21 protein-coding genes are annotated in these 15,118 nt (G+C 62.2%); 5 read left to right on the top strand and 16 right to left on the bottom strand.

The features are described from left to right. Nucleotide 1 precedes the first annotated feature (1 nt). The 9 genes from ABL840_RS05045 to ABL840_RS05005 form a co-directional block, all read right to left on the bottom strand. Nucleotides 2-289 (bottom strand): hypothetical protein, encoded by a 288-nt coding sequence (locus ABL840_RS05045; RefSeq protein ID WP_093299230.1) that lies wholly within the window; start codon nucleotides 287-289, stop codon nucleotides 2-4. Between the two features lie 94 nt (nucleotides 290-383). Further along, nucleotides 384-1,310, bottom strand: coding sequence for a DUF5309 domain-containing protein (locus tag ABL840_RS05040; RefSeq protein WP_093299228.1), 927 nt, complete (start codon nucleotides 1,308-1,310; stop codon nucleotides 384-386). 12 nt (nucleotides 1,311-1,322) lie between these two features. Continuing rightward, nucleotides 1,323-2,312 carry a hypothetical protein gene (locus tag ABL840_RS05035; protein ID WP_418116202.1) on the bottom strand — a complete coding sequence of 330 codons (990 nt, stop codon included), beginning with the start codon at nucleotides 2,310-2,312 and terminating at the stop codon, nucleotides 1,323-1,325. A gap of 97 nt (nucleotides 2,313-2,409) precedes the next feature. Continuing rightward, the gene (locus ABL840_RS05030; RefSeq protein ID WP_093429379.1) at nucleotides 2,410-2,616 is read right to left on the bottom strand and encodes a hypothetical protein; all 207 of its coding nucleotides are present in this window, start codon (nucleotides 2,614-2,616) and stop codon (nucleotides 2,410-2,412) included. 32 nt (nucleotides 2,617-2,648) lie between these two features. Beyond that, nucleotides 2,649-3,194, bottom strand: coding sequence for a hypothetical protein (locus tag ABL840_RS05025; RefSeq protein WP_093299223.1), 546 nt, complete (start codon nucleotides 3,192-3,194; stop codon nucleotides 2,649-2,651). Further along, complete coding sequence (locus ABL840_RS05020) at nucleotides 3,191-5,584, bottom strand: portal protein (RefSeq protein ID WP_093299220.1); 2,394 nt, start codon at nucleotides 5,582-5,584, stop codon at nucleotides 3,191-3,193. The genes ABL840_RS05025 and ABL840_RS05020 overlap by 4 nt, the downstream gene beginning before the upstream one ends. Nucleotides 5,585-5,612: 28 nt before the next feature. Further along, nucleotides 5,613-5,747, bottom strand: coding sequence for a hypothetical protein (locus tag ABL840_RS05015; RefSeq protein ID WP_354421607.1), 135 nt, complete (start codon nucleotides 5,745-5,747; stop codon nucleotides 5,613-5,615). An 11-nt stretch (nucleotides 5,748-5,758) separates the two neighbouring features. After that, a complete protein-coding gene (locus tag ABL840_RS05010; protein ID WP_093299217.1) occupies nucleotides 5,759-7,063 on the bottom strand; it encodes a phage terminase large subunit in 1,305 nt (434 codons plus the stop codon). Next, the gene (locus ABL840_RS05005) at nucleotides 7,060-7,440 is read right to left on the bottom strand and encodes a hypothetical protein (RefSeq protein ID WP_143042884.1); all 381 of its coding nucleotides are present in this window, start codon (nucleotides 7,438-7,440) and stop codon (nucleotides 7,060-7,062) included. The genes ABL840_RS05010 and ABL840_RS05005 overlap by 4 nt, the downstream gene beginning before the upstream one ends. Nucleotides 7,441-7,646: 206 nt before the next feature. Between ABL840_RS05005 and ABL840_RS05000 the strand changes: the two genes are divergently transcribed. The 3 genes from ABL840_RS05000 to ABL840_RS04990 all read left to right on the top strand — a co-directional run bounded on the left by ABL840_RS05000 (nucleotide 7,647) and on the right by ABL840_RS04990 (nucleotide 8,947). Beyond that, nucleotides 7,647-7,877 (top strand): hypothetical protein, encoded by a 231-nt coding sequence (locus tag ABL840_RS05000; protein ID WP_093299212.1) that lies wholly within the window; start codon nucleotides 7,647-7,649, stop codon nucleotides 7,875-7,877. A 167-nt stretch (nucleotides 7,878-8,044) separates the two neighbouring features. Next, entirely contained in the window at nucleotides 8,045-8,647 is a 603-nt protein-coding gene (locus tag ABL840_RS04995) for a DUF4145 domain-containing protein (RefSeq protein WP_093299210.1), read from the top strand. Between the two features lie 42 nt (nucleotides 8,648-8,689). Further along, nucleotides 8,690-8,947 (top strand): hypothetical protein, encoded by a 258-nt coding sequence (locus ABL840_RS04990; RefSeq protein ID WP_143042883.1) that lies wholly within the window; start codon nucleotides 8,690-8,692, stop codon nucleotides 8,945-8,947. A gap of 56 nt (nucleotides 8,948-9,003) precedes the next feature. Here the strand turns inward: ABL840_RS04990 and ABL840_RS04985 are convergent, their stop codons facing one another. From ABL840_RS04985 to ABL840_RS04955, 7 genes are all read right to left on the bottom strand, one after another. Continuing rightward, entirely contained in the window at nucleotides 9,004-9,231 is a 228-nt protein-coding gene (locus tag ABL840_RS04985; protein WP_093299207.1) for a hypothetical protein, read from the bottom strand. Between the two features lie 208 nt (nucleotides 9,232-9,439). After that, complete coding sequence (locus ABL840_RS04980) at nucleotides 9,440-9,982, bottom strand: hypothetical protein (RefSeq protein ID WP_093299204.1); 543 nt, start codon at nucleotides 9,980-9,982, stop codon at nucleotides 9,440-9,442. Next, entirely contained in the window at nucleotides 9,979-10,230 is a 252-nt protein-coding gene (locus ABL840_RS04975) for a hypothetical protein (protein ID WP_093299201.1), read from the bottom strand. The genes ABL840_RS04980 and ABL840_RS04975 overlap by 4 nt, the downstream gene beginning before the upstream one ends. After that, entirely contained in the window at nucleotides 10,227-12,050 is a 1,824-nt protein-coding gene (locus tag ABL840_RS04970; RefSeq protein WP_418116201.1) for a toprim domain-containing protein, read from the bottom strand. Before ABL840_RS04970 ends, ABL840_RS04975 begins: the two co-directional genes overlap by 4 nt. Beyond that, nucleotides 12,047-13,075 (bottom strand): DUF1376 domain-containing protein, encoded by a 1,029-nt coding sequence (locus ABL840_RS04965; RefSeq protein ID WP_176947369.1) that lies wholly within the window; start codon nucleotides 13,073-13,075, stop codon nucleotides 12,047-12,049. Before ABL840_RS04965 ends, ABL840_RS04970 begins: the two co-directional genes overlap by 4 nt. After that, nucleotides 13,072-13,266 carry a hypothetical protein gene (locus tag ABL840_RS04960; protein WP_176947368.1) on the bottom strand — a complete coding sequence of 65 codons (195 nt, stop codon included), beginning with the start codon at nucleotides 13,264-13,266 and terminating at the stop codon, nucleotides 13,072-13,074. Before ABL840_RS04960 ends, ABL840_RS04965 begins: the two co-directional genes overlap by 4 nt. Before the next feature lie 138 nt (nucleotides 13,267-13,404). After that, nucleotides 13,405-13,704, bottom strand: coding sequence for a helix-turn-helix domain-containing protein (locus ABL840_RS04955; RefSeq protein ID WP_093299196.1), 300 nt, complete (start codon nucleotides 13,702-13,704; stop codon nucleotides 13,405-13,407). Nucleotides 13,705-13,827: 123 nt separating this feature from the next. On the opposite strand from ABL840_RS04955, the gene ABL840_RS04950 reads away from it, so the two are divergent. After that, on the top strand, nucleotides 13,828-14,067 hold the full coding sequence (locus ABL840_RS04950) for a hypothetical protein (RefSeq protein WP_093429382.1): 240 nt from the start codon (nucleotides 13,828-13,830) through the stop codon (nucleotides 14,065-14,067). Nucleotides 14,068-14,358: 291 nt separating this feature from the next. Next, nucleotides 14,359-15,024 carry a S24 family peptidase gene (locus ABL840_RS04945; RefSeq protein ID WP_093299191.1) on the top strand — a complete coding sequence of 222 codons (666 nt, stop codon included), beginning with the start codon at nucleotides 14,359-14,361 and terminating at the stop codon, nucleotides 15,022-15,024. The last annotated feature ends 94 nt before the right edge of the window (nucleotides 15,025-15,118 follow it).

Genomic DNA, 15,118 nt, shown 5'->3' with positions numbered 1-15,118 from the left:
CTCAGATCCGCCCGGGCCAGATGCGGAAGTGCTGCAGCGCAGGATCGGCCAGCATGCGTCGAATGTGCGCCTCGTCCATGCACCACTCGCGATAGGTGATGCCGTTGTCCAGGCAGTACTGCTCGATCAGGATGTTGGGGATCGACGCGGCCAGCTTGACTTCATTGGAGCCGTGCATGCCGGCGCGATGCATCTCTTTCGCGCGCTCGGCCACGGGCGTGCAGTCCTGCGTCCGCTTGACGAATGCTTCTTCGTCGCGAAACACGATCTGGGTGTCGATGGTTTGCATAGAACCTCCGGCGTCTCGCGACGTTGGGAGAGAAAAGGGAAAGGGCCCGAAACGTGAACCTCGGGCCCCTTGGTCTACCTGCCCTGCCGAGGGCTTACAGCAGGTCGAGAACGCCGCCGTGCGCCAGCGGTGCGCGGTTCTCCAGGCAGTACTCGGCCAGGATCATCACTGCGTCGGAGTCGCCGGTTTTCGCCAGCGGCGTCTTCTGGATCGGACGCAGGTAGGCCACCGCCACCTTCTCGTTCTCGATCACGAACGCATCGCGCGTGCGCTGGATGCGGTTCGGGATCGCCTTGAGGGCGCCGAAGTCGGTGACGTAGATGTCCGTGGCCGCCACGACCTTCTTGTCCTCGCCCTCGTCGAACCGGGTGCTGTTGCCCAGGAACGTGGAGAAGGTCTGCTTCTGCGCGGGCCCGAGCATCAGCGTGTTCGGGTTGCCGCCGGAGGTGTAGATCTTCTGCGCCACGTTCTTCAGCTGCGCCTCGGTGAACGCGCGCTGCGTGCCGTCCGTCTGCGCCACATTGGTGACGTAGTTGGGGGCCACGTAGCCAGCGCCGGCATCGACGTTCGCAGCGTCCATCCAGCCCACCATGCCGCGGCTACGACGAGGGGCGGTGGCCGACACGTTGTTCTGGGTCAAGCCCAGCTCCATGTCGCGCTTCATCTCCAGCGCCTTCAGGGAGACCTGGTACGCCAGTTCCTTCTTGCGGCCGGCGGTGTTCACCTCCTGCTGCGTGCCGGAAACGCGCGCGGTCTTGCGCGCGATCTGGGTACGGTTGCCCAGGCGCACGGTCGGGACCGCAGCGTCGGCCGTGGCGTCGTCGCCTTCGGCTTGCGCGTTGTCCGCCGGCGCGGCCAGCGCCTGCGTCTGCCACTCGTGCAGGGTGTTGTCCGCCGAGACGCGCTCCGCGAGGCTCAGCAGCGGGGTTTCGGTGGGCGAGATCCGGTAGATCACGTCTGCCAGGTCCTCGCGGTTGCCCACCGCAGCGGTGGACGTGTAGGTATTGGTTGGTGCAGCCATTTCGCCGCCTCCTTAATCGAGAAGAGATTCGATAACCGCCGCGCCGGCCTTGACCGATCCGGTCCTGGCCAGGTTCTGGTACGCGGCAGTGCGCTTGTCGGTCGATCCAGAGTCACCGGTGCCGGAGCGAACCACCTTGGTGGGCGTGTTCGCCACTTTCTTGGCCGCAGCGTCCGCCTTGCTCATCAGCTGGTCGTAAAGCATCGCCTTGCGAACATTGAGGATGGCGCGGTGGTCCGCCACGTTCTGGATCTCGGCCGCGGTGTACCCGTTCGTGGTCAGGTAGTCCCGGATGGCCGTCATTTCAGCCTTGCGCGTCCCTTCGTCCTTCCACTCCGGAAGCTTGGCAACGAGGATGTCGTGCTGATTCCTGAGATGGTCCTGGAACTGTTGGAACTGCTCGGCCGCAACCTGCTGCTGAATCTGATGCTGCTGCTGGTAGGTCTGCTGCAGCGCTGCTTGCCTCTGGCTCAAGAGGTGCTGCTGCCGCATCGCTTCCTGCGGATCGCGTTCGATCAGGGCGGGCCAGTCGATTTCCTGCTGCTGTTGCAGCACTGCTTCCAGCTGGTGCTGAAAGCGGGTGAGGTTTTCCGCGTATTGCTGTCGCTCTGCGCGGGCCTGCGCGATTTCGGTGTCAGCGGCCTTGCGCGTTTCGGCGGCGGCCATCGTCTTCCGGGTCGCGTCCTGCTGACGCTGGTAGCCCGCAATGACTTCCTCGCGCGGAACCTGGATTTCCTTGCCATCGATCTTGACGGTGAACATCTCGGGTTGCGCTTGGCCGTCGTCGCCGGCGTCGCCACCATCACCAGCCTCGCCAGCGGTTGCCGAGGCGGTGTCCTCGGCGCCGGCAGCGGCAGTATTGGTTGCAGGTTCCTGCTTGAGTTCGACGCGATCTCCGGTCTGCGCCGGCTGGTCATCGTCCAGAAGCGAGGAAAGGGCTTCTGATGCCTGATTGACGCTCAGGCCTTCGCTGGGTCCCGCATCGGGGGTGTCCAAAGTCATGATTTACTCCATGCCGACTGTGCGGCGCAGCGTCTCGCGACGGATGCTGGCGGGAAAAGGGGAATCCCCTCGGGCAGGCCGCCTCCTGCTCGAAAACTTAGAGCGCGATCTTCTCGCCTGTGCTCAGTTGGTACTCGGCCACCTCGCCCACGGCCACGCGGACGTTGCCTAGCGCGGTGACGATCACGTCGCCGCGGGCGGCGGGATGCCAGACGGTTGCGATCTGGTGATCGATGGCGTTGCGGCGGGTGATCTCGGCCTCAACGACATCCCAGGCAGGTGTCTCGCGGTCTCCAGCATTCACGAGTGCAACAGCATCACGCCCGATGTCAAAAGTCACTCCTGCCACGCCTTGGCGTTCTTCTCCATTTCCGCCAGATGCTTCAGCTCCAGCTGCGCCAGCTTGCCCGTCTCCAGCCTGCTCACCAGGTGAGAGCGGACTTTCTCCAGCAGCTTCAGTGACAGCCACAGCGTTTCCCGTCCCTGCGGGTCCTGCATTGGTGCGTTTTGCCATGATTCGACGATCTCCGACTTGAGGGTGTTGAAAGCCCAGTCGAAAGACTCGTTTTCGAGCACTTCCCGGGCACGGTTGCCGCGATAGACGCGCGCATGCGGCGTCGTCGCAGACTCTTCAGGCACATCCCGCCCGATGGCGTTCGCGATGCGTTCCGGCGCCACCACGGCGCCGACGTTCACATGGCCCTGCAGCTCTGCAAGACGCTGACCGGCGGTGCGCAGCGTGGCCCAGCGCTCGAACAGATGCGTGCGGCCGAACTGTTGGCGGTAGAGGCAGAACGAGCCGTCGCTTTCCTCCAGCACCGACCATGAAGGCAGCAGAAATGCACGAAGGCGCGATGCCAAGGTCTTCAGAACGGCGGTCATTGGCGCACCTCAGTGGCAATTTCATTGGTTGCCGCCTCGGTGGCGGGGTTGTCCAGCTTGGACTTGCTACTGATGTTGGCCACCTCGACTCTGACCGCAGCATCTAGCTCAGCCTTCCAGCGATCAAAGCTGTCTTTCATCTGGCTGCGCATGGCTTCCAACTCGGCCTCCTGCTTGATGCGCAGGGCATGCTGCTCGGCTTCGGCTCGCTGACGGTTGATGTCAACCTGCGCCTGCATCTGAGCCTTGGCATGCTCCAGCTGCATCTGCTGCTGAACCTTCATCGCCTCGATCTGCTGATTGCTTTGCAGCTTGGCACTTTCAACTTGCAGGTGTGCCTGAGCCTTGATCTTCTCGACCTCCATCTGCGCCTGCATCGGATTGGGCTGCGGGGGCGGCGGGGTCTTCTCCGGATCGTTGAAGAAGCGATCGCCAGACTTGAAGCCCATGACCTTTGCGATCTCGGTGTCCAGTTCGTAGATCTTCTTCGGCGTCGAAGTGCCGAACTGCAGACCGCTCAACTGCAGCTGGCGCAGGCCCATGAGGTGCCCGACCTGCTGGTCCTTGTTGCCGACGCCCAGGCCGACGTTGATGTCCGTATCGAATTGGTTTCGCCACTCGCGCGGATCCATCTCGATCCACTCGCCGGCAATGCGGATCAGCTCGGCCTTCTTCTGGTTCTGGCAGACCAGCTTCAGCATCATCTTGAAGAGGTCCACGAAGCCCTCGGCCAGGTTGCGCGCCATCAGGTCGGTGCGCATGTCGGCCTTGTTCGTGATGATCTGAACCCCGCCGTAGGTGTCGTTCAGGCCCTTCGCGTCGTTACCCTGGCTGTAACGGGTCCAGCCGGTCGAGTTTTCGAGCGCCTGTTCCTCTTGCTCCATCAGCTGCGCTGCGGCGCCAAGGTCGCCCATGCCCTGATCGAGGCGGCCGGCCATGCCGGGCTGATCCATCATGACGACGCCGCCGGGCCGGCTGTCCAGCAGGCTGTCGAAATCGACTTTGCCCTTCACGCCGAAGTACCGGCCGTTCACCTGCAGGTACATGTTGTCCAGTTGGCCGCGCACGATGCTGGTCTTCGTCTTCTGACCCTGCATCGCCAGGTCAGCCACCGACAGGCCCCAGTACTTGTGGGGCATCGGCACCGGGCACCAGCTGACGAACGGCGCTTCATCGACGATCTCGTTGTCCAGGATCTGGTTTCCGGCCCGTACAACCTTGCGCAGCTCGGCGATGCCGTCGCCGTCGTAGTCCACACGCAGATACAGCTCCTTCACCCAGACGCTGTACTGCGAGCGGTCCGTGGTGCTGTTGCCCTCGAATTCGTCGCCGGTGTCGTCGAACTTGTCCCGCGCGATGCGCTCGGCGTTGCTGTTGCCCTCGGAGTCGTCGGATCCCAGGCTGTCGATCTTGTCCTCGGGGTAACCCATGGACTTCAGCTCGGACAGCGTGCGCTTCACCCGGTGGCCCACCAAGCGGGCCTCGGCGATGGTCTTCGCACCGCGCGAGATGATGAATTCATCGGACGGCACTGGCTCGATGTTCAGCTTCCCGCCCTTGCGGACACGCTTACAGCCCACGTCGTACAGCACGGCCGGCGGCTGCGCCTGAATCATGGCGATCTGCTGCTGGATCTGCATCGCGGCGCCGGCCGGCCCGTTCTGGGGCGGTTGCGGCGGCTGCTGCGGCGCTCCCATCGGTGCGGCGGGCGGCTGCTGACCCGGCCCTGCGCCACCCTGCCCCGGCGGCATGCCCTGCGGCGGCCCGGGCGGCTTCGGTTGTTGCGCCTGCTGCTGGGCGGCTTGCAGCGCCTGCGCGAGTTGCTGCTGCAGCTGCTCGACGGCCTGAGCGCGCGCCTTCGCCTCGTCCTCGTCGGGATACTCCTTGTGATCGATGATCTCGATCTCAGGGTCATCCATCAGCTTCGCGAGGCCTACCTTGGTCAGGCTGACGTATTCCTCGCGGGTTTCCTCGTGGCGGGTGTCCCACCAGCACTTCAGAACGCCGCGCTTCTGCAGCAGCCCGTCCTTGGCCCACGTCACGGTGAGCGTGTGACCGTTGCACTTCTTGAAGAAGTAGTGGTTCAGGTACTTCGTAGCCGAATCGGCCTTCCCTTCGTCGCCCGGCTTCGTGGGCTCGAACTGCACCACCGTATCGCCGCCCACGAACTTCACCACCAGCTGCGGCAGCATCGACTCGATGGTGTTGCGCACGTCCGGCGAAACGACCTTCGAGCGGCCGACGATCTCCGGCGGCGCCAGGTCGCCTTCGGGCTCGGCGTAGTAGTACGCGAGGGCCTTGCGGCGCTGCTCGGAGAGCTTCGAACTCTCGACGCCCAGAGCCTGCGACAGCTCCGAATCCACGAGCGCCTTCAGGTCCGCCTCGTTCATTGGCTTGGATCGGGTTGGAGCGGTCATATCAGGGAGGCGTGAGGGGGCGCTTCTTCACGTAGGTGCCCGACTTCTCGGGAATGAACACCTTCGGGGCGAGCTTCTGCGGGCCCGCGCGCCATCCCTTCGGGTAATACTGCGGGTTGTTCTTGCCAAGAGCCATGCTGTGCTCCTTTATGCGTTGTTGAGCTTCGGGTACTTGAAAGGCTTCTGCGCCACCGGCTCTTCGTAGGCCACGCACATGAGGCCGAAGCCGTCAGCGCCATGGCTCGCCCAGTCGTGTTCCGGGCCCAGGCCGATGTTTCGCTTCTCGTCCTTCTTCTCGTGATACCAGCCAAGTGCAGCGATGCCGGCCTCGGTGGTTTCCTCGTTGAACCACATCGACGGGAACAGGCGCCGGCCAGCCTCGATGCGCGCGGCGGCAGCGCCCTTGCCTTGGTTAGGCACCACCGTGACCGAGTAGCCGGCCGCCTGCAGTGCGCTCTCATAGGACACGTCGAACACCTTGTCCTGCGTGGAACCGTCGTGCGGCAGCCAGATCTGTGCACGCTGGGGCGTGTAGCCACGCGACCGCAGCCAGGCCAGATGCGTGGCGAGCGGCTGGCCTTGCGCCTCGTAGTAGTCCAGGACGCGGATCTCTTTCCCGATGAACTGCGCGGCCCAGAAGACGAACGAGTCGGCCTTCGCGCCAGTGCCCCCGATGTCGGCAAACAGGCGAACGGTCATCAGCGGGTCTGCCGCGACACGTCCGATGCGGTTTTGCAGTCGCGCTTCCGTGATCGACTTGGCGTAATAGGCGCCGGTCATCACCGTGACGTACCCGCCCTCCCAGATGTGGTCGTACTGGTCCGGCTGCATGCGCAGGCAGTCCAGGCGCTCCTGCTCAAGCTCTGCCGTGAACCACGGGTTGTCGCGCCAGTTCGCCTTGACCACCGCCGCTCCGGTAGGGATCTCGGCGCCGCGCAGCATCAAGTCCACGGCATCGGTGCGCCGGCGTGCATTCCAGCTGAACCACAGTTCGGACCCCGGCGCGCGAATCGTCGGGCGCAGCAGGTCCAGGGAATTCTGCGTGGCGGTCTGCGCTTCCTCCCACCAGGCGCGTTTGAAGTTCTCCAGGGACTTCACGCTCTCGGCGGTGTAGTCCTGCATGCCCTTGAAGATCATCAGCCCGTCGCCGGGCGTCTCGATGCAGTCGCGGAAGATCTTGAAGCCGTCCGCCTCAGTGATGCCGTTCGCGCGCAGCTTCGCCTCGATCAGCGCTTTCGACGACTGCGCTAGGTCTTTCTGCACCTCGCGGATGCACACTGAGCGCATTCCTTCGCCGCCAGAGTTGCCCGGCTCGGCCATGCAGTCCTCAATCAGCAGCTCGCCGAAGAAGTGCGATTTGCCAGAGCCGCGACCACCCCAGGCGCCCTTGTAGCGCGCAGGCGTCAGCAACGGCACGAACACTCGGGCCGTCTGCAGGTTCAGGGTCTTCACGGCTTCGGTAGCGCAGGATCAACGATGGTGCGCTTAACCTTCGAGTACTGCACCGGTCCACCATCCTTGCCGGTCAGCTCTGTGCGCGAAAGCTTCGGTGCCGCGAACTCAGCCAGACTAGCCAGCAGATCAAGCGCTTTCGCCGGGTCTGGCGGAACACCCTTCCTAGCGACGTTCCCCTCTGCATCAAGAACAGGCTCGACGCCCACCGCAACACGCTCAAGCCATAGCGCGACGTTATCCGCGTTATCGGACAGAAGCTTGGTCACCGTCTCCCGAAACTCTTTCGTGGCCTTGTTGGGCGTTCCAGCCATCCTGCCGCCGGTCTTTGCACGTTTGCCTGCTCCCGCAGATGTATTTACTTCTACTTTAGACATTGGTTTCCTCCCTCGGGTGCCTCGCGGCTTGTCCGAAGCTGTGGACCTGTGCGCCGGTCCCAGGGTTATGCAGCTCAATTCCAGGGCCGAGAAAAAGAGAACCAAAGAATTACCCAATTCACGTGATTGATACGCGTTGGGTACTACCTAGGATGGCCTTGCTGGGGCAATGCCACGGCAATTAGCTCTAACAACGAGGAGGAAACATGAAGACCAAACGCGCCAGCATCTTTGTCGCGCTGCTTTTCTCGATGTCCCTTGGCACGGCCCTCGCCGGGCAAACCACGGTGGTCAAAGGCCCTAACGGCCAGAAGACGACTGTTACCACTTCCGGTGGGACCACCACCGTCACATCAGGCGGAACAAGGGAGACCAATCACGATGGTCATAGCGCCAACGTGAAGCGCGTGCGCGACATGTACGACCGCGAGCGATGAGCCGCAAAAGGATGCGGTATGAAAAGCAATGAACTGCCTACGCGCACAAAACTGAGAATTTTTGCGCTGACGGTTGCGGCGGCTTCAACCTTTGAACTTCGGACGTTCGACCTGGAGAGGATATGGCGGTACTAGTTTCACACTGCCCGCACTGTGGGGCCAACGAGATGGGTTTCACGATCCATGGTGAGTATCAGGATAAAAAGCAGGCAGCCTCCAAAGTAATTCTCGGAAGCTGCAACGCCTGCGACCGCCCCTTAACCGCCCTCATCAGAAATCGCAACTCAGCCGGAACCTGGAGTTCTACTAGTTACCACGGAAATCTATTGGACCTGCCACATTTTGAAGTCATCGGCATCTGGCCCGAGGCTCCAATCATTGCCGCGCCTGAGAATGTTCCTGAGAAGGTCGCACGAAGCTACGTAGAGGCTGCGGAGTCCCGCCGGCGAAGGGCCTGGAACGCTGCTTGTGCCAGCTATCGGCGAACAATGGAACTGGCACTTAAGAACTTTGCTCCGGATGTCGAGGCCTGGAAGCTGGAAAAGCGGATTGACAAACTCGCGAACGAGCATCGCATCACTGCCGATATGCAGGCGTGGGCCCATGAGCTACGGCTAGATGGAAATGAGGCGCTCCATGGCGACGAGGACGCCACAGAAGAAATGGCTGATCAGATGCACCATCTGACGCATTTCCTTTTGGTCTACCTTTACAACCTGCCTCAGCAGATCGCTGAAGTTAGAGCTAGGCGCGATGCTGGCGCAACATAACTTCGAGGGGCATCATTTGACGATCAACTTCCAGGATAGTCCATGACCATTTCGAATGAACAACTGGCCGTCCTGCTCACTGGAATGGCGAGGGCAACCTTGGCACTGCATAACGCGGTTTCCGGTCAGCAAACAGTGAGTCAGTCCGGTATTCCAGTACTACAGGGGTTAAGCGGCGTCCATGCCCACCAACCGCTCACGCTTGAGACCTTCTACGCGCGCATCCTATTGCAGTCCTTTGGAACTCCGGGTCCGGATCTCGCATATCTGAGCGCGGAGCTTGATAGGCTCACCGCATGAACTAAAAACCCGCCGAGGTGTGCACCTGGGCGGGCTGTTTGGCTTGGGGTTCGAACCTAGAGAATCCGCTCGACCACCAACGCGTCTATGTAGTCGTGGCCAGTCTCCGATTCTCGATGAGGGTGTCGGCCAAGAAAATTCATATCGCCGACAGCGTATCCAATGCCGATCAATCTGTCTGCAAACAAATGGAACTGTCTCAGTTCCATGCCGATGTCCGATGGCGTCAAAGCACGTTGCTCATCGACCTTCATCCCTTTGACATGCGCCTCGAACCCGTTCATAGCCTAAGACCCTTTCACCGTTGCCGAGGTAAAGATTCCTCGGGGCAAAGCATACGCGTCCGGAGGCCCAAATTCCGCTGAGGATTACCGACAACAAGACGAAGCTCCGCTCATCAAGGGTTGAGCTGCTCTTATTGTTCCCGGCTCACCCGGGATTTGTACAGGCAACGCCATTTTAGATGACAACTCGCATTGGCGTAAAGATTTTTTACTTTCCCACCTTTGCGACCGCGATCTTCAAGTCCAGATACCCTGCGATCTGCTTCATTGCCTCCGGCCCTGCCATCGCTTGGTGCCTCTCCATGTGAGTAACCAGCCACTCTGCAACCTCGGCGTGCTCCTTGAAGATCTTGCTGAGCGACGTGCGACCGGTGCCCTTGCAGAACTTGCATTTCACTCCCAGCGTCTTGCTGCCCGGGATGACCGTCGCACCGTGCCCGCCGCAATGCTCACAGGTCGGATTCCGGTGCCACGCGACGCAACCCTGAGCCAGGTCATAGGCCTGAACGCGGTTGAGCTTCACCTTCATCGCCCTCGCCTGTCGCCATGCGTCGTCGGCCAGGATCTCGACCAACTCGCGGCCTGCAGTGCTGTCACCCAGGAACAGGCGCTGCAGCGCCACTGCCAAGGGGAACTCCCGAGCGGCGAGCCCCATCGCTCCCAGCACGTCCGAATCGGAGCGGGTGGTCCGCTCGTTGATTTCCAGGTTCGTCGAGCGAACCGCGCTGGCGTAGCGCTCGATCACCTTCATGCGCGCCCTTTCAGGCTGTCGCTGATCCGAGCCGCAAGGTTGCGCCGACTTCCATCCACCGAAGGACGGCCGCTGGCATCCTCAAGGCGCCGCAGCAGTTCCTTGAATTCGGCATCGCTCACACCGCGGCGCTTCAGCAACTGCGCAAAACCCACGATCACCTCGGCCGTTGCCGCACGGTGTGCGTTCATGGTGTCGGCGAAGAAATCGGACGCCTTAAGGTATTGCTCGAACTCCTTCATGCTCATTGGGGAACCTCCTGATCTTGGGTTGAGAACTCCACGAAGCGCAGCGGGTAGCGCCGTTGGCTGGTGCGGTACTGCATCGAGGGCTTGTGAAACCAGAGAACCTGCGTGTAGTCCTGCACACCGTCTTCGCGCTGCTTCTTCAGGATCAACTTCGCGTCGATGTCGTCCTGCATCTCCTGCCACTTCGCCACGGCTTCTGGGTCGTTCGGGTTGGCCGGCGCTTCGTCCTTCTGGGCGCGCCAGATGGAGAACACGTTGTCCGCGCCGTTGACGATGCCGCCGGCGCCGGCGACCTCCATCTTTCCCGGTGCCTCAGCCTCGTCCCGCAGCTTGCGCGGATGGGCCACCAGATGCACATGCACGTTGTGCGTCTTCTTGAACGACACGAGCTTCTGCACGGCCTCGTTCTGCTTGGTGATGGCGCCGGGTCCATCCTGCGGAACATCGATCATCATCAGGCTGTCGATGACGAAGTGACGCACACCGTAGCGGCGGGCCGCATAGGCGAACACCTCCAACAGACGATCCAGCTTTGCCACGCCCACCAAGTCGAAGATCCAGAGCTTGTCGCGCAGCCATACGCCCACGGCGTGGACGTATTCCCGCGTGGGCCGGTCCAGACCTGTGGCCTGCTTGTGGATGCGCTTCAGGTGGCGCGAGGCGCCCATTTCGCCCGAGAAGATCACCACGCGCTCGCCCTGCAGCATCAGGCCCAGCAGGATCTGATCGAGCATCAGGCTCTTGCCGTGCCCGTTGATGCCGGTCCAGCAGGTGTATTCGGCCATGCGGAAGCGGAACCACTCCAGCTCCTTGTCGAGGTAGAGAGCGGGCGCGAGCGGCGATCCTGGCGGCGGATAGAACAGTTCGACCACCGCCTGCGTGTACTCGTCGGCGTTGCGCAACTCCTCGGGGTCAAGCGGGCGCGCGCCTTCCATCGCCTGCTGAAAATCGACGGCTTCGGCCCCGTCCTGCAACCACTGGTTGGCGTCCTTGGCGCCGAGCCGAACGCGGCGGCACCGCTCGATGCCCAGGCGGTTGATGACTTCCACTGCGCCCTTGTCGCCGGGTTCGTCGTTGTCGAAACAGATCAGGATGTCGTCGAAGCGAGCGAGCTTTTCCCAGTCGTGTTCAATCCACTGGTGATTCCCGGCGCCTTGATTCACAGACAGCGCCGGCACGCGCATCTGGTGCAGCGTCATGGCGTCGATCTCACCCTCGGTGATCGTGACGGCCCGCGCCTTCGGTTCGATCAGATGCCAGCCGAACAGGCATGGCGCGGCGTCCTTCTCCTGCCGCATGTCCTTCTTTTCGTCCGGGTTGCGGTACTTGATGTTCAGCACCTCGCCGGCCTCGTCGATGAAGGGGAACACCGCGTAGGTCTTGCCATGCTGCAGCTGCTCCGCGATCCGAAAGGCCTTGATCGTGTCGTCGGTCAGGCCGCGGCCGGTCAGCCATTCGTGCGCGCGTCCTTTCGCGGCCTGGCACTTCGGCTTCTCCGGCCGGCGGTAGGTCTTCTCCGGCGGCTTCGGCAGGTCATCGCGGATGCCGAAGTGGCGTTTGATGTCCTTCAGCGCCTCGACCATGGACAACCCACGGCAGGCCATCCACAGGTCGATCAGGTCGCCGCCCTCCCCGCTCGCGAAGTCTTTCCACACGCCGGCCTTGTGCCCGCGGATGGACACGGAAAGGCTGTCGCCTGGCTCGCCGCTGGTGTTGCCCGCCTTCCACTCGCTGCCGCGTTGCTTGCCCTGCGGCAACAGCATGCGAGCGACTTCCAACGCTTGGTTGGCCAGCATGTGCTTCAACTCGGTGACGTTCACGCGCTGGCCTCCTGCACGATGCGCTTGCCATCGCGGAACTCGTGGTAGTTGAGGACGTGGCATCGTGCGTTCGCCGCCTCGCCCGGGTGCTCGAAGCCGGCCACCTCCCACCACTGCCGGCCGTCGTCGGTCACAGGCGCGGCCTTGGTCTTCGCACCCGGAACCTCGTCGTTCCAGTGTTCACCACGAAGCCAGCTCGCCGGGTACTTGATGAAACGCCCGCTCTCGCGGTAGTCACGGTGCGGCTTTTGTGCAGCGATAGCGCCCAGGATCACTGCCTGCAGTGCGTCATCGGGTGACAGCTGAATCCATGCCTTTTCCGCATCCTTCCGGCCGACCTTGTTCCCGTAGGCGGCATAGAACACCTCGAAGCCCTCCATCAACGGGCCGAGATCAACCGCAGGCTTCCGGCGACGCTTCCCCCCTTGGGGGGTAAGGGGGGTATCTTCTTTATTTTGGGTAGTGGGTAGTGGGAGGTGGGTAGTGGGGAGTGGTGTCTGGGTAGCCGTGACAGGCGTTGCAGGTGCCGTGACAGTTCCCGGGCCCTCGAACGTTTCGGGTGTCGTGACGGGTGTTGCAGGTGCCGTTTGCGGTAACGCAGCCACCAACGCCCGCAAATCCTTGATGCTGGTGTTCCAGGCAGCATGCTTCCCGGCCTTCGTTAGCGCAGCGAAGAGCGACGCACGCTCTTGGCGATGCCGCTCCGTTCGGGCGTCTTCATTGGCCTTCTTGGCAACGCGCTCCGGCTCGCCAGCTTGGTAGCGTGCGATCTCGTCGTCGCAGCGTTCCTGATGCCAGCCATCATCGCGCAGCACAAAGAACTCGGACAGCACGACCTCTACAGCTGCCTTTTCTTCGTCGGACTTGGCGACGATCAGCCGCTGCACCTTCTCGATCTCGGCCGGCAGCGGCTTCTCGCTGGCGTAGTACTTGCGCAGCATCCGCGTATACACGCCGTCTTCAAGGATGCTCAGGTGCTGCGTGGCCTCGGCGTAGTCACCGATGTGAAGCTCGAAATAGTTCACTGGGAGCGATCCCCCTTCGCACGGATTTCGCGGGCCGCCGCCATGATCCAGCGGCACACCGCAGCTGCTTGCTGCGGCGTCAACAGCACGATGTCGCATCCGTCATCAGTGGAGTCATCGCTATAGGGCGCCTCCTGTCGCACGACGACATCGCCGTCGCGTGCGAACACTTCAATGTTGTGAGCTTTCATGGCGTTTCCTTGCTTGGGGCCCGGCTCAACGCCAAGAGCCCATTTCGTGATCGGTGGCCCAACGGGCGTTGCTGACATTCCCGCGGTGCACGCGGAGCCAGTAGAGAAAGTGGGCGAACCACAGAACGGCGCGGCGCATCAGTCCCACTCCAGAGTGCGAACTGACTGCACAGCGCTCAGGTGCTGCTTCGCCATGAGCAACAACGCGTCCACGTAGTCGGGCGGGAAGCAGCGCATGTCCTGACCGACAACGCGCAGGCCGGCATGCGCCATTACCAGCGCCAACTTGTCTAGGTGATCGCTGAGCAGCCTGGAGACTGTGGATTCGCTCACCCCCATAGCCGCCGCGATGGCGGTCTGGGAGGCGTCGCGCTGGGTTGCCTTGAGGATGCTCGACACGATCTTTCGCGCACGTTCCTCTGGTGCTTCGACGGTCAATTTGCCCTCCCTTCCAGTGCCATGCACGCACTTGCAGACGCGTGCAGCAGGTGCACGAGGCTGCAACCAGGTGCCGCCTGTCTTGCTGGTACTTCCAGGGCTGCGCTCCGAGACTTCATCTCCATGAACACACGCCATCCCGCCCAAGCCCCGGCGCACGACCCCGACCTGATCCACACGTCCAGCCGCTCCACGATCAGCACGAACGCGAGCCCCACGCCAGGGCAGCCGCCGCGCATCACGTTGCGAACGACGAGATTGGATGTGCGCTGGCAGGACGGCGACGTGGTGCTGCGCTTCGTGGCGCACGAGGTCGCCGTGGCGCCGACTGCCCGCACGCTGCAGCGCAGGAGTTCACGGTAAGGGCGCACTTCAGTCCGCCGCCGGCGTGGCGACCGGCTCAGCGCCCAAGGCGTCCGGGGGAAGTTGCTTGCGGGCGAGCGCCGCAACCACACGGTCTTCTAGCCGCGATGGCAACTCTTCGGGCCACTGCGACACTGCAGCAGACGAAATTCCAATTGCTTCAGCAGCGGTTGCCACGGTGCCGCCGAGCAGTTCGAGTGCGCGAGACTTTTTCATAGTCCCGCGATGATAAGGATGCTAACAGATATTCGCAAGCACCCTTAACTATATAAGCGATTTAATTCGCCTTACATGAACACCCTAGAAGACCGTCTTAGAGAGTTGATGGCTGAGACCGGCTGGTCGATCGGCGAGATCGCCAGGCGCGCTGACGTGTCGTCTTCGGCTGTTTCGCAGTGGCTGAACGGGCAGACCGCAAGCATTCGCATTGAACCAGCAATCAAGCTCCAGCAAGGGAGTGGCTTCAATGCATTGTGGCTGGCCAAAGGGAAAGGGCCCAAGAAAGCCGGTGCCGCGACCGATGTAGAGCCGGAATTCGCCGGCACTATGAACAAAATCCGACGCGTCCCGGTGGTAGGCACCGCCAGGATGGGCGAGAACGGCTACTACGAAGAAATCAGCGCCGTCGTTGGCGCCGGCGATGGCCACATCGAAATCGCCGTCGATGATCCGAACGCCTATGGCCTTCGAGTTCGAGGACAGAGCATGTTTCCCGCCATCCGTGATGGCTGGTACGTGCTCATCAAGCCCAATGGCATTCCGCACGAGGGCGAGTACGTCCTGCTGAAGTTCAACGACGGTCGGAAGATGGTGAAGGAACTGCTGTTCCGGCGGAAAGACTCCATCGAGGTGATGAGCGTCAATGGTGGCGAGCGGATGACCTTCGAGCTTTCAGAGCTCGAAGGTATGCAGCCTGTAGGTGCCGTCGTGTCTCCCAGCCAGTGGCGTCCAGACTGATCAGCCATGTCTCGCGCACGCTCACGAGCCCCTACCCCTGCGCCACTTACTGATTTCGAGAAACTGCTTCAGGGATCGGTACGGCGCGAATTCA

Origin of the sequence: Variovorax sp. NFACC27 (assembly GCF_048301545.1) — a bacterium.
Lineage (GTDB): Bacteria > Pseudomonadota > Gammaproteobacteria > Burkholderiales > Burkholderiaceae_C > Variovorax > Variovorax gossypii.
The sequence above is the reverse complement of the archived record's forward strand: the minus strand, read 5'-3'. Positions and strand labels throughout refer to the sequence as shown.

Excerpts from the sequence above, each read along its gene's own strand:
- ABL840_RS05040 (WP_093299228.1), bottom strand. The coding sequence starts at position 1,310 with ATGGCTGCACCAACCAATACCTACACGTCCACCGCTGCGGTGGGCAAC.
- ABL840_RS04980 (WP_093299204.1), bottom strand. The coding sequence starts at position 9,982 with ATGAAGGTGATCGAGCGCTACGCCAGCGCGGTTCGCTCGACGAACCTG.
- ABL840_RS04985 (WP_093299207.1), bottom strand. The coding sequence starts at position 9,231 with ATGAACGGGTTCGAGGCGCATGTCAAAGGGATGAAGGTCGATGAGCAA.
- ABL840_RS05025 (WP_093299223.1), bottom strand. The coding sequence starts at position 3,194 with ATGACCGCCGTTCTGAAGACCTTGGCATCGCGCCTTCGTGCATTTCTG.
- ABL840_RS04975 (WP_093299201.1), bottom strand. The coding sequence starts at position 10,230 with ATGAGCATGAAGGAGTTCGAGCAATACCTTAAGGCGTCCGATTTCTTC.
- ABL840_RS04960 (WP_176947368.1), bottom strand. The coding sequence starts at position 13,266 with ATGAAAGCTCACAACATTGAAGTGTTCGCACGCGACGGCGATGTCGTC.
- ABL840_RS04950 (WP_093429382.1), top strand. The coding sequence starts at position 13,828 with ATGAACACACGCCATCCCGCCCAAGCCCCGGCGCACGACCCCGACCTG.
- ABL840_RS05045 (WP_093299230.1), bottom strand. The coding sequence starts at position 289 with ATGCAAACCATCGACACCCAGATCGTGTTTCGCGACGAAGAAGCATTC.
- ABL840_RS05020 (WP_093299220.1), bottom strand. The coding sequence starts at position 5,584 with ATGAACGAGGCGGACCTGAAGGCGCTCGTGGATTCGGAGCTGTCGCAG.
- ABL840_RS05005 (WP_143042884.1), bottom strand. The coding sequence starts at position 7,440 with ATGTCTAAAGTAGAAGTAAATACATCTGCGGGAGCAGGCAAACGTGCA.
- ABL840_RS05015 (WP_354421607.1), bottom strand. The coding sequence starts at position 5,747 with ATGGCTCTTGGCAAGAACAACCCGCAGTATTACCCGAAGGGATGGCGC.
- ABL840_RS05000 (WP_093299212.1), top strand. The coding sequence starts at position 7,647 with ATGAAGACCAAACGCGCCAGCATCTTTGTCGCGCTGCTTTTCTCGATG.
- ABL840_RS04995 (WP_093299210.1), top strand. The coding sequence starts at position 8,045 with ATGGGTTTCACGATCCATGGTGAGTATCAGGATAAAAAGCAGGCAGCC.
- ABL840_RS05035 (WP_418116202.1), bottom strand. The coding sequence starts at position 2,312 with ATGACTTTGGACACCCCCGATGCGGGACCCAGCGAAGGCCTGAGCGTC.
- ABL840_RS04990 (WP_143042883.1), top strand. The coding sequence starts at position 8,690 with ATGACCATTTCGAATGAACAACTGGCCGTCCTGCTCACTGGAATGGCG.
- ABL840_RS04945 (WP_093299191.1), top strand. The coding sequence starts at position 14,359 with ATGAACACCCTAGAAGACCGTCTTAGAGAGTTGATGGCTGAGACCGGC.